10 protein-coding genes and 1 pseudogene are annotated in these 13,654 nt (G+C 34.9%); all 11 read right to left on the bottom strand.

All coding sequences use genetic code 11. The annotated features are described in order from the left end of the window. Positions 1-12 precede the first annotated feature (12 nt). On the bottom strand, positions 13-657 hold the full coding sequence (locus IGJ37_RS05535; RefSeq protein ID WP_325814771.1) for a DUF4176 domain-containing protein: 645 nt from the start codon (positions 655-657) through the stop codon (positions 13-15). A 13-nt stretch (positions 658-670) separates the two neighbouring features. Beyond that, positions 671-943, bottom strand: coding sequence for a hypothetical protein (locus IGJ37_RS05530; RefSeq protein ID WP_002385949.1), 273 nt, complete (start codon positions 941-943; stop codon positions 671-673). Positions 944-962: 19 nt separating this feature from the next. After that, positions 963-1,409, bottom strand: coding sequence for a DUF5082 family protein (locus IGJ37_RS05525; RefSeq protein WP_325814770.1), 447 nt, complete (start codon positions 1,407-1,409; stop codon positions 963-965). Positions 1,410-1,467: 58 nt separating this feature from the next. Then, positions 1,468-2,295: a DUF6232 family protein gene (locus tag IGJ37_RS05520; RefSeq protein WP_225589822.1), complete on the bottom strand. Its 828-nt coding sequence runs from the start codon at positions 2,293-2,295 to the stop codon at positions 1,468-1,470. A gap of 14 nt (positions 2,296-2,309) precedes the next feature. Further along, positions 2,310-6,758, bottom strand: a complete 4,449-nt coding sequence (gene essC, locus IGJ37_RS05515; protein ID WP_325814769.1) for a type VII secretion protein EssC — start codon at positions 6,756-6,758, stop codon at positions 2,310-2,312. Then, positions 6,739-7,911 (bottom strand): annotated as a pseudogene (gene essB / locus IGJ37_RS05510) (type VII secretion protein EssB). The gene essC and the pseudogene essB overlap by 20 nt, the downstream one beginning before the upstream one ends. Continuing rightward, on the bottom strand, positions 7,908-8,177 hold the full coding sequence (locus tag IGJ37_RS05505; RefSeq protein WP_010712367.1) for an EsaB/YukD family protein: 270 nt from the start codon (positions 8,175-8,177) through the stop codon (positions 7,908-7,910). Before IGJ37_RS05505 ends, essB begins: the two are co-directional and overlap by 4 nt. A gap of 14 nt (positions 8,178-8,191) precedes the next feature. Continuing rightward, a complete protein-coding gene (locus tag IGJ37_RS05500; protein WP_096397710.1) occupies positions 8,192-8,689 on the bottom strand; it encodes a hypothetical protein in 498 nt (165 codons plus the stop codon). A 2-nt stretch (positions 8,690-8,691) separates the two neighbouring features. Then, a complete protein-coding gene (gene esaA, locus IGJ37_RS05495) occupies positions 8,692-12,168 on the bottom strand; it encodes a type VII secretion protein EsaA (protein ID WP_325814768.1) in 3,477 nt (1,158 codons plus the stop codon). Positions 12,169-12,195: 27 nt separating this feature from the next. Next, on the bottom strand, positions 12,196-12,489 hold the full coding sequence (locus IGJ37_RS05490; protein WP_002357798.1) for a WXG100 family type VII secretion target: 294 nt from the start codon (positions 12,487-12,489) through the stop codon (positions 12,196-12,198). Positions 12,490-12,903: 414 nt separating this feature from the next. Continuing rightward, on the bottom strand, positions 12,904-13,611 hold the full coding sequence (locus IGJ37_RS05485) for a GntR family transcriptional regulator (RefSeq protein ID WP_002357800.1): 708 nt from the start codon (positions 13,609-13,611) through the stop codon (positions 12,904-12,906). Between the last annotated feature and the right edge of the window lie 43 nt (positions 13,612-13,654).

The raw sequence follows: 13,654 nt of genomic DNA, 5'->3' as shown, positions 1-13,654 counted from the left end.
CCCACCTCCTCATTAGACATACGTACACGAATATTTTTCATCTTGCGCCAATTGTTTTCTCAAAACTTCAAAAGTAAACTTTTCCTCGTACGCATTAGTAGGCCCTTCTGAAATAACTCGTTTTATTATGACCGAGTTAAAATAAATTGGCTCCACCTCTGCTTGTAATCCAAATGGCCATAAAGTTCCTACGTAATCAATCATCATTTGCGTTTCTGGAATGGTTAATTTTCTCCCTTGAACAGAAACAAATAAACCTAATTCATCTGTAGCAAAAAGCGCTTTAACATCTTCGGTTAATAATTCTTCATCTAATTCGACAATGGTTCCAATTGGATAGATTTCTGTAAAAATTGTATCAACGAAACCCATAAATCGTTTAAATTGTGGCACGGTCAATACAACTTGTTTTTTTAACCAAGCAAAAGTGACTCTTTCCTTTTCGTAATCAAAACTAATATGAATAATCGCGCCAATTCTTGGTTTATGTTCATAACTTGTGGTTTGATTGAGGAAACTTTGATAAATATTTTGAGCTAATTGGGGTTGACCGCCCAAAATTAAACCGAGTTCGTTTATGGTGTCCTTTGTTATTTCTCCAGTCAGGTTACTACTTTCTATAGTAGCCACCCACAACTCCTTTTGTTGTTGATTCATTTTTCTTCACTCCTTATTGACTAATTTTCATAGTAGCAGCTCCCGCTTTATCATCATTGGCTTTATTTTTTCCAGCAGCAATCATTTTATTGGTGCTTCCTTTTGCAAATTCTTTGTAACTTTCTAGAGAAGAATTGATTTGCTCTATCATTGTTTTGAATTCTGTAAAAGGTCGAGCATTTGTTTGAGAAAAAGATACAGTTTTCATTTTGCCAATTCCTGAAATTGTGCTGTTTGCTTTATTGACAGATTGCGTCCATTCCGATAAATTTACACCGCTTTTCATTATTTTTTTCACTCCTTTATTAAGAATCCAAACTCATTGCTATTGATAATAGTGCCGAAATTTGTGAATTTAATGAACTGATTGTCATGGCTTCACGTTGCGCTTCTTCTTGTAAGTTAGACAATTTCCGTTGAAATGTTTGTAAATTTTCTTGATTTTTTGTGGCATATTTTGATAAATCACTATCTACTTTTCTAACTTTTTCATTATACTTATTCCGTCGTGTGCCTTTAAAATTACTTCCAGAAATACTCTTTAACTGATTAGAAACGGTTGATTTCAATTGATGAATACTAAGAATCTCTCGACTTAATTCACGAATTGCTTTTTCTAATTCTTGAATTTTCTGATCAATTTGATTTTTGTTGGCTTGTGCCGTGTTGACCTGACTACTTAAATGACTGGCTTCAGCACGCTTTCCGGCTGCCAGTGCTCTTTTTTGCGTTTTTATTGCTTCATCACTCATGAGGTTCCTCCTTTACCGAATCCCTAAAATCGTTGAAATCACTTGAGCCAATACACCACTAGCAGTATTTAAAAAATAGATTGGACGTAAAAATTTTCCGATTCATTTTAATGATTGTCTCAAATTGTTTTGCGTCTTTTTTTTCAACAGCTTTTAGCGCTTGCCTGTTGACTTGTTTTGTTTCGTCTTCATTTTTCAATGAAGTGATGACTGCTTTAAAATTAGCTTCAAGTACCGGCCAATCATAAACAGGTTGTTCATTTTTTTGATGATTCTGGTTGCCAAATATCGAATGATGAATAGTACTATCTGTGATATCCCCAACAGTAGTTGACGAATGTTCTTCATGATTATTCGAATGTATTGTATTGCCTTGTTGAATCCCTGTGTTTAAGTTGGCCTGGTTGCCATGAATTACATGGTGATTTCCTTGAATAATTTTTTGTTCCGCAATATTGATTTCTGAATACATATTTTTGTGATTGAATGCTGCTTCAACTGCATTACGGACTTTGTTTAAAAATTCAGCATCTTGAAAATAAAGGGAGTAATTATCTCCAGAATTTAGTTGAAAGATTAAATATTCTTTATTACTTTGATGTCTTTGATAAACCATATAGATACACAATCCTGTCAATCCCATAATAATTAAACTAATCCAACGTAATCCTTCAAACCGAATAGTTCCAAAAGCTAAAACAAAAATGCTTATCGCCATCACAGGAATTCTCATCCGCTTAGTTCCAGCATATATTCTGGAAATGTTACTTAATTGTAAAGTTAGATGATCAAATCTTAAAATGTTATCTTTGATAATAAAATGATTTGTTTCAATTTCTTCTTCGCTCTTTTTCATATCAATTAATTTTGACAATTCATTATTCATAATTCCACTCCTTTTTATTCACTTACTAACTTCACCCGCATTGCTGTTCGACCTTCAAAGAAATGAGATTCATCCAATTCCACGGCAGATTCATTATAATCACTTTTCGTTTTAACAAAGCTTTGGTCTGCGAGTCTGGTACCAACCATACCCGCTGGGATATTAGCACGTAATAATTTGTCGGCATCATTAAAACTGTTTTCCAATAATTTTTGATTGGTTTGGAAAATAAAATACATCGCGACTTGGCTACCTTTTTTCAGTAGGATATTTAGGTTTTCAGCACTAATAAAGGATTTTTCAACAAATTGTTGTGCTTCGGGAATATAAATCAACATCGGTTCATACTCACTAATCATTTGTCGTTGTTCAATTTCCTGTAATAATTCATTGACAAAGCTTCCATATTCAGTTCCTGCAATCACCGTATCAAAGCTATCTGCATAACCGCCAAAACGGTCACTATGGTTAAAGATAATCCGTTCGGCACGCCCTCTAAAATGCTTCATGTCTTCGATAATCACTTTTTCAACAGATTCATTTTGTTGTGGTGTATCATCCCCAATCACAAAATAACCGTGTTCCGTTGGTTTGAAGCCCACTATGTTAGTCGTTTCTTTATCAAAGGCAATAGGGAACTCCATATTTTCCAGCATTTGTTGAGCGTGTGGATGATTGTATAGATTCGCCATAGCGATTGTTTTCGGTAACATTGGGATTGGTAGCGGTCGTTCACCGCCCCATTTTTGGCTCATCTTTTCAATTTCTTGTTCTAAACGGTTTAAACGAGCGATATCATTTTCCCCTTCTGTTGGTAGATAGATTTGAATTTCTTGCGGCTGTTCCAATTTCACTTGTGCACGTCCCATAATTTCTTGTGGAATCAAAGCTTCTCGTCCAACAACATCACGAATCGCATCTTCTTCTACTAAATACAAACCGATATGTGTTGGGATACTACTTGTCATACTCATTTTAAAGCTATTTGTTCTTAAGACCGTAATAATGGTATACAAGCCAACACTTGCTCCTTCTCGTAGCAATTGATTTAAAACAGATTCAATTGGATCTTCTAATGGGCTTTCTTTGACTGCATCAAACCCATCTACAATCGTAACAATCACTGGTAATTTCTGTCCTGATTTTTCTTCGTATTGATTTAAACTAGCAACACCGTATTCAGTAAAGGCATCTTTACGCTCTTGAATTTCTTTACGAATTCGTTTTAAGAATTTAACCAATTTTTCCTCTTCTTCCAAACGGACTAAATCAGCAACGTGTGGTAATTTTTTCAACGGTAACAACCCATTTGTACCAAAATCAAACAAATTAAATTGAACTTGTTCTGGTGTATTTTTACGAGCAAAGTTCATTACTAGGGTTTGCAAAGCTGTTGATTTACCGAACCCCGGTGAACCATATAAGGCAGTATGATTTAATTCGTGCAAATCGAAATTGAAATTGACTTGTTCTTGTTTTGCTGGAATATCCATAAAACCAAAAGGAACAGAAAGTTCTCGTTGTTCTTGCCATTGCGTTTTAAAAAGTGGTGAAACAATTTCTGTTGCTAATGGAGGTAACCAAGGTTTCTCTGGTAAAGTTGCTTGACTTTCTTCCGCATGCTTGGCAATTTCTTCAACAATTGCATCTAATTGTGTTAACTCTTCCTCCGTTTTAATAGAAACCTCTTCTTCTTCGGAAAGGTCGGCAGTTAATAATTCGTATTGTCCTAATTGATTAATTGACCAAATCCTTTCATCCACTTTTTCTTCCTTGGTAGCGAATGGATCATAGTTAGCACCACTCCAAGCAGATTGGAATAATTCGTAAATTTCATTATTCCCTACTTGCAAATAAGCACGACCCGGTTGAGTAATACTAGCAGCATCTGGGGTTTTAATAATCTCATTGGAATCATTGGCGTCAGCAACTTTTAATGCCAGCTTAAACCGTGAGTTTGACCAGATTTGGTCATCCACTACGCCGCTTGGTTTTTGTGTCGCTAAAATTAAATGTACACCTAACGAACGACCAATCCGTGCAGTAGAGACAAGTTCTGCCATAAAATCTGGTTCATTGGCTTTTAATTCAGCAAATTCATCACTGATTAAAAATAAATGGGGTAAGGGCTCACTTGGATAGTTTTTCTTTTCTTCTGGGTCAGTAATTTCTTTTCCTTGTTTATATAATTTCGTATAACCATTGATGTGGTTAACCCCGTATTCTCCAAATTTTCGTTGCCGTTTTTGTAGTTCTGCACGAATACTTTGTAATGCTCTAGCTGAACTAGCTCCATCTAAGTTAGTAATCGAACCCAACAAATGAGGTAATTTTGCAAATAAGTTAGCCATTCCGCCTCCTTTAAAATCAATAGGTAAAAAACCTACATCTTCTGGAGCAAAATTAACAGCTAATGACAACATATAACTTTGAACGATTTCAGACTTACCAGAGCCAGTCGTTCCTGCGACAAGTCCATGCGGTCCATGGGCACGTTCATGTAAGTTCAAGTAAACAATGTCATCTTTGCCACGAACGCCAAGAGGAACTGCTAAAGACTTAGAAGTATCGGCTCTTTGCCAACGGTCTGTTACATTTAAATCCTTTATTTCCTTTACATCATATAATTCTAAAAAGTCAATTGCTTCAGGAATAGCATTTTTCTCCACTTCCACATGCTGCAAATTCGCCAAGCGCTGAATCGCATAAGCAAGCGGGTAAGCAGTCGGTAAATGATTAGGAACGAAGTTTTGGTTCACATATTTATTATTTTGATTAATTAAAGTCGCCGCTTCACTACTTTGATACTCAATCAGTGTAGTTGTCGTTTCTGGTAACATATTTAAAGCATCTTTTCCCCAAATAACTGTCACACCATATTGACTCATATCTTCGGCTAAAAATTCATTTAAGCCATGCCCTGACAACCAGCTTTCCTCTAAAATCGACAGAATATACTGTGGTTGAAAGTGAACTTTTTCATTACCGGCTTCGCGCACTTGTTGACGACGTTTCGTAATCATTTGATAGAAAGAATTTAAAACCATATCCCTTGTTTGAGGATCGTGAACAATCCCACGCAAATTCAGACTGCGGATTTTGACGTGTGGCAACCAACGCCAAGAATGCCAATCTTTCTGATAATCTTCCTCTGGTACTAAAGTAACAAACTCTACGTCACGATAGGAATGTAAAACAGACACTTGAAATAACAACGTTTGAATGGCTGTCCTTAAAACAGCAGGTGTTCCCGCCAATCCTAAGGTTTGTCCCATTAGTGGTACAACAATCGGCGCCTTTTCTAATTGTTTATATGGCCATACTAATTGTTCTTCAGCTTCTTGACTTAGTGAATCATCTTCCGTTGACTGATAATTTGTCGTAAAACTTGAAGAAATTTCACCAACCCCTAAGCGAACTGTCAAAAAATCTTCATTAGTCATCATGCGTTCATATATTCGCGCATGATACTCTTTTGTCATTAAGGCTAATTCGTTCATGGCAGGATTCATATATTCCAAGGCCTCTTTTTGTTCTTGTTGCAGTATACTTAAATGAGCTTTCTCTTGTATTAAATATTGTTCGTAGCTATTTGTCCGTTCGATATTCTTTTGCTTTGTTTCTTTTTTATTGGTGAAATAACTAGAGACTGAAAAACCAGCCGTCAATAAACTCGCTCCGCCCATACTAAGCATCATAATTGGATTGCCCCCACTTAAAAAGCTTGTTGCGCCACTCAAAACGACCATTCCTAAAGGTGGGACAATCGTCCGTAACAGTTCATTTTTCCCTTCTGTTTGCTTGGCTTTTGGGGCAGCAATTTCTATTTGTTTTTTTGGCTCCTTCAAGTGAATCCGTGGGCTTCGTCGAAATGACGGGAAATCCACAGGATATTCTGGAATAGCCTCCTCTTCTACAATTTGCCAAGGATTCAGGGAATATGTAGCTCCTAGACTTGTTAACTTTAATTGTTTTTCCCGAACTTCAATGATTAAGCCATTGACAACTAATTGATCACCGACTGCAAAAGCATAGCTTCCTTTTTCAACTAAATAATGATTGTAGTAAATCGTATCTTCTCCGGGATAAATCGTTGCTGTATATTCCCCAGTTTCTGATGTTAGTGTAATATTGATGATGGCATCTGTTTCTAATGAAATCGCAGCATTTTTGGCAGAGGCAATTAAAAAATCTTTCTGCGGTTTATTGGTGGTGACAGTAATCAATTCTTCGTGGGGAAAAACAGAAAAATTTTCAGCAGAATCAAAGGTTTCACCATTACAGAATAATTCTTCATTTTCGTAAAAAAATAATTGTTGATTGATTGAAACACTTGGGTTTTTAGCCGTAATTTGACGGTGAAGAAGTTGGGGACCAAAATAAAAAATGTCAAAATAAGTCATGCTAGATGTATGAATTTGATCATTCACAGAGACCAATTTTTTACTGATTTTCGTTGTCATCCGTTTTTCCTCCCAAGATTTTCATGTATTTATCAATTGCTTCTTCATATTTTGTTAACAATGCTTGTTTTTTCTCGCCGTTCATTTTGTTATTGGCTTTGGTTGCATCATATAATTTTGTATAGGCATGTAATATATATTGGTTATCGCCTAAATTTTGGGCAATATCTAATGATTTTTCAAAGTCTCCTTTGCCAATATAAATCCAATAAAGTAAGGTATTTTCACTAGATTTTTGAGATAAATTATTTAAAATTGCTGTTTTTTGTTCATTTGATAAATTATCTAGTTGGACAGAACTAACAGCAGCAACATACTTAGCTCCTATCGGTAATTCTTCTGGTGTATCTTCTTTTAATGTTTTCGTAACACTTGCATAGTCATTAGAAATATACTGCGCTTCTGCCAAACTTACTCGCTCTTGGGCTGGTAATTTTTTTAAGACATAAATCCCTGTTGTAGTTGCAAAAAGTAGCGTTAAAGCCAATAACACTAAGCTGGCCCATTTAAAGGTTAAATAACTTTTTTTACTCACTAATTTGGTTTCTGCTTCACGCTTGGCTTTTTGACGAATGACTTGTTCACCAATGATTTGCTCAATTTCATTGATTGTTTTCGCCTCTTGTAATTGTTTAGATAGCGTATCTTTCAGGGTGCCATTCCCTTGAATTAATTGTTCATACTCATACTTTGGATGTAAGATTGCTAAAATCAGCGCTCGATATTGTTTAAAAAATTCTCTTTCATCTGCTGAATAAGGCACAATGACCTGCATAAAACCACGATGAGCAATTAATAATTCTTCTCCCAAGATATAGATGTTTTCTGGATGAATAAAGGGTTGGACCGGCGTACCTAAGAAATCAACCAAATAATGAACTCTTTGCGCTAACAATAATCGCTCATATTGATCCATTTTTTTTATCGCTTGTAAAATGGATTGCATATATTGATCCTTATGGTATTGAATCACTAACGCTTCTTCCGTTGCTTGTATTATTTTTCCCGATAAAAATCCACGACTTGATTTTAAAAATTGTTGAAACTGTTCTAGTCTTTCTAACTGATATTGATTTGCTTATAATGTCACTTGAACATATTCTTTTGTTGCTTCTAACGTGATTGTCTCTGAAATATCCTTTAACTCGCTCATCCATGTGTCTCCTTTATAATTTCTTTTACTACTAGTTGGTCGCCATTCCCTAATGGATAATCTGCAATTAATTGATTATCAGCTAAATGAATTGGTTTATTCAAAACAACCAATTCAAATGATGCTGGCAAACGGTTTGGCAACAGCTCAAACGATTCGAGTAACAATTCTTTTAAACGTGCAACTGATACCTGATTAGGGATTTGCAAATCAATAATTTGATTCGACACATGTAAGCCGATACCAATCGATGTTCTTTTGTTCATGTTTCTTTCACTCCTTAATTTCCGCTTTGTGCACGATGATATGAAAAACGGTTTCCTAGAAAAACACCAACGAATAAAATAACTATACTTCCTAAAAAAATACCACTGTACAACCAAAAGTTTATGGATATTTCTCGGTGAACCTCAAGAGATTCAACACTTTCAGGAGAAGTGACCGTTGCCGTCTCTTTGAACAGAAAAGGCCTTACCTTTTTATCAACTGCTAATGTTTTTGCATTCTGTTCTGTCCTAAATACATCATTTTTTGCTTCGTTGACAACCCTCGCTTTACTTTGATTGACTTCTTTTTCTCTCTCTGCTTTTATCGGCAAAAACAAATCTGGAATAATGAAATTCACTTCTACGTTTTTTTTCTGCTGATTGTCTTGGTAGATCACTTGATTATTTATTTTTAAAGCGCCTACTTCTTCTGCTTTTGTTTTTGTTGATGACAATGACAAATAGAGCATATTAACACTTAAAACAATCACTATTTTTATTAATTTTCTCATGGCTATTCCTCCGGTCGTACAAACAAGTTAAGGACAACACCTAAAACAAGTAAAACGATTAAAATAAGGTAACTAACCCAACTAATTTGTATCCCATTTACTAAAGCAGTAAAGCCATTTTGGATATTTTGAAGCGGCGATAAACGATAGAGCCAATTGCTTAATGAGCCTACCTTTGTTGCAATGCCTAATAAAGGTGTCAACATGAAAAATAACCCCAGCATAGCTCCATAAACATATAAAGTAAGTTTTTTAAATTGGCGTAAACAAGCACAAACCAAAAGTGAACCGCTAGCAAATACTAAGAAACTATAGCTAAACCAAGCGAATCGATTTATTTGAGATACATTGAACACCAGTAGAAGTGAAAAGACACTCCCAAACAAAATAACCGTAATCAAGAGTAATAACAGATTTGGTATATTTTGCCAAACTCTGGTTGGTTCAACCAACGCATCCGCTACAGTAACTGTTCTTTTCTTCATAAAGCCTTGGAAAGTTAGCGCAATAACGAATGTTAAAATACTAACAATCAAGGTAGCGTAATAGGGAATTAAAGAGACTTGTCGTGTTTCGCCAAAGATCCCTTCTCCTTGAATTGGGCTCGCAAGGAAACTAAATACCCGTGGATTATCAGCACCGCCGTCTCTTGTATTAGCCAATACTTTTTCAAATGTTTTGGCATACTCTTCATTTTCTTTGGTTGTTTTCTTTGACTCATCAATTGAATCATTTAAGTTTGCTAAGATATTTTGCGCATGATCTTGAACTTTGGTTGTTGAGGCTTTCAATTCTTTGATAGTCGGGGCAACATCTTTGACTTTGGCTGCTGAATCAGCTGTTATTAGACTAGTTTCTTTAGTTGTTTGCATTAACGTTTGCATCATTTTAACTAAATTTTCTGTTTCTACATCTAAAGTGGTGGTTTGATTTTCTTCTGGATGTGGATTTCTTTCATCAATTACAGAAGTAGCTCCCACTTTTCCAGCTTCTTGCCAAGTAGCATATGTCGCATTGACTTGTTTTGTTGCTTCATCAAACCATGTATTTAATTTCTCCGCTTCTCGTAATAATTTTTCAGGGACCGTCATTAAATTTAATGTTCCGTAAAGTGTTGTAGGTCGTCCGTCTGTATTTTGATCTGTCTCAGTACCAATTAATTGTTTTAATTGATTAATTTGTTCATCTGTTTCTCGATATAATTGATTTCCTGTTTTTTTATATTCGTCTAATAATTTATCTGTAATCATCATGGTTTGCTCGTTTTCAGTGATATTGTCGTACATCCAGTAAATGGATGTCTCACCTGCTAACTCTTCAATTGTTTTATCCTGATTTTCAGGAGCGGTTAACATTGCTGCATACTCTTGAATAGATAGACTTTGATTAGGCGTACCATATAAAGTCACAATTTGTTGTGATACAGTATCTAAAAGTTGAAATTGCTTCATGATTTCAGGAATATCGGTTACTAATGGTTGGTCCATTGCAATATACACAGCGAACGAACGTGCATTTTGAAGCTCATTATTTACCCACCAAGAATAATCAATCTGATTAAATGCTGTTTTTTGTTGTTCTGGTGTCAGTTGCCAAGCCATTGGTAAGTCAATCGTTAAGGAAAGTTTTTCTGGAAGTGAGAGCAAATCATTTACTGGCTCAGTTACTTTTTCAGATTCATCTTCGGATTCTTCTGCCAACTCTTCTTGCGTATTTTCTTCGTCCACTTCATCATTCTCAGGAATCTCAGCTTGTATTTTGACTGGTTTGGTAATTGTTAGCTGTGTTGGGGTAATTGCTGAAATATCAATGCTGTAACCTGTACCTGCTAACTGCTGATTCAAAGATGTTTTAATTGTTTGAACTTTTGAATCATCTAAAAGAAATGACAATTCGCCATTTTGTGTATTGGTTTGTCGTAATGAAATAACCGACTCTTGATTTGTCGCTAGTGAAAAAGTTACTTTTTCTTGTGGAATCGCTATAGTATCTTCATGAAGTTGTTTAGGTTCCAAATACATAAAGCGGCTTGAATTGGTGAAATCAAGTTCATGTTGTTCTGCATATCGCTGAATAATTTGTAACTCATCACGGAAAAGATTGCCTTGTTCAACTGAAATCCTATTATTCATTTCTAATTCACTAACGAGTCTTTCTAAACTTACAAAAGAAATTTCACTTAGTGATTCTTCCAATCTTTCCTGATAATTTTTATCTAAGTTAGGTATATTTTCTTTTTCGTTCGTAATTAACTGAATAATCGCTTGCTTAATTTGAGTGTCTGTTGCTATCTCAGGTGTTGCTTCAAGATCATTATAATATGTAGCCGCAATTTGCTTTTTTAACGCAGTTAATTGTTCTACTTGCATATGTAGTTCTGCGATTTCTTTTTGTAGTTCGCCAATGCGATTGCTTTGTGTTTCTTGAAATAATTTAGATTCTGATAAAAAGTCAGCATAAATCCCTGAGCTTCCTTGTTCACTTGGTGTGTAGAAGGAGCTAAACTGATTGATTACCATTCCATTTAGTTGATCGAATTGTTGTTTGTATACTGTCGTGTCACTTTCCCATTGATTAGTCAATTCTTGTTTTTGTCTCTCAAACTGTTCATTAAATTGTGCAATTGATTTTTTTATTTTTTCATTTGCTTCTTTCGAATACTCGCCCACTGATTTTTTCGTATCTTCCGTTGTCTTAATAGTTGATTCTAAGCTCCGATTGTTGCTTTCTAATAAGGTTTGTACTGATTTTACAAACGCTTCTTGCTCGGTTGTAAATAATTTATTGTCCTCATCTAAAATACTAGCCGTACTTAATACTGTCGTATAATTCATGGGAATTTCTTTAAATGGTTGCTGAATTGTTTCTTCTAATTGATTTTGATACAGCAACTGCGTATCAGTGATTTGGTTAACGTTTTGTTGTGCGATAACTAAATTTCCAACAATACTGGAAAAATACATCTGAATTACGCGTTGGTTAAAATCTTTCAAAATAGTATTTACTTTGTCTTGAATTGCTTGATTGGTCAATTCATTTTGTCCGTCTCGCACTTGGTATTCAACAGAAGCCTGCTCTGGACTAACAGCTTGTAGTGACAATAATTTCTCCGAAAAATCTTGCGGAATAATAATTTGGGCATCGAATTGTCCATTTTCAACCCCAGATGTTGCGATATTCCGAGTCGTTGTTTCCCATCGATTAGCTGTATCTTTGTTAATTAATGTGACAAAATCAGAACCTAATGCATAACGTTTTCCTTCAAAACTTGCGCCTTTATCTTCATTAACTAATGCGTACTGCATCTTTGTTGTCTGATCTTTGCTACTTCGAGTCACGTTCTCATCTTTAAACCCTAAATGAATGAAAAAAAGTAATAACAAGAAAGTTGCTCCAATTGCTAAGGCAAAAGGGATACCTTTTTTTATTTTCCCTTCCATTATCTTCTCTCCTTTAGAAAAAGCGCTAGTGCAATTCATTGCGCTAGCGCTTCAATCTTTGATCAATTAAAAGCCAAATGATCCTGCATCTTGACGGTCACGTTCTGCGACAGTGTCTGCATATTTGTTTAATTGTTGATTAATACTAATCAATAATTCTTCCATCTGTTTGACATTACCTTCCAATTGATTGTACTGTTCCAGATACGCTTGAAATGCTTGCCCTTTCCATTGTTGTGAAATTTGTTGGTTCATTGAATTCACTTTACGAATTGCATCTTGAATTTGAGACGATGCTTGCGAATATACTTTCGCTTGTGATTTCAGTTGTTCTGGTGTTACAGCAATTGATCCTGCCATAAGTAATCCCTCCACATTTTTTATAGTTTTATTATCTGTTACAAATATTATAACTATATATAAAAAATATAGTCAATAACTATTTAAAAATATACGTATTCGCATAAAAATAATTATAACAATAAAATAAACAAATAAAAACTCTTAAAAACAACATTAAAAACCATCCAAATCAATATTTATCAAAATAAAAACAAAAATAACTGATAAATAAAAATTATTTAAAAAATATTTAAATAAAATTTAAAAAAATAAATAAATTCCATTAAATCGTTATTTTTTAACGTCAGATAAATTAATAAGTAAATATGCATTTTATTAAAAAAACAATTTATTTCTTTAGCAAAAAAAATTAAAAGATAGGAAAACTTATCAATGTGATAAGTTTTCCTATCTTTTATTCATTCTTTTTCTCTACTTCTCTAAATAAAACTCAAATCGACTTCCTGCATACTGCGTACGAACATATTCAAAAGGTAGTCCGTTTTCAAAATAGGATACTTGGCGCACACGCAGAATCGCATCGCCTCGTTTAATCTCTAAATATTCTGCGATCTGTTCCGATGCTTGAACAGCAGAGATTGTTTGGTTAGAATGGCCAATTTTGTGGCCAGATTTGGCTTCAAGTGTTTTATAAAAAGAGTTCGTGATTTCAGATTTGCCATATTGCGAGACCAATGAATAAGGAATGCTCGCCACCTCAAAACAAATCGGAATGTCATCCGCAAAACGAATTCTTTCCATTCGTAAAATTGAATCTTCTGGACCTAGTTGTAATTTTTCCATCTCACTAGAACTAGGTTTCGCTACAAAATAAGACACCGTCCGACTAGAAGGAACGCGATTTTGAGACAAGGTAATTTCTGTAAAACTAGTGGTACCTGTCATTGTTTCTTGAACTTTCTTACGTGCTACATACGTTCCTGAACCAATTTTTCGTTCTAAAATCCCTTCGTCTGCTAAAGTCTGGATGGCTTGGCGTAAGGTCATTCGACTAACATCAAATTTCAAGGCTAATTCTCGCTCAGAGGGCAAACGATCCCCGATACTCCAGACACCTTTTTCAATATCTTCTTTGATTTTATCGTGAATTTGAATATAAATTGGTATATTTTGAACCATTTACGCTTCCTCCTCTTCGTTCATCTCCTCTTCTATTATAACT

The sequence above is a fragment of the Enterococcus sp. AZ104 genome (genome assembly GCF_050546705.1).
Taxonomy (GTDB): Bacteria; Bacillota; Bacilli; order Lactobacillales; family Enterococcaceae; genus Enterococcus; species Enterococcus faecalis.
The sequence above is the reverse complement of the archived record's forward strand: the minus strand, read 5'-3'. Positions and strand labels throughout refer to the sequence as shown.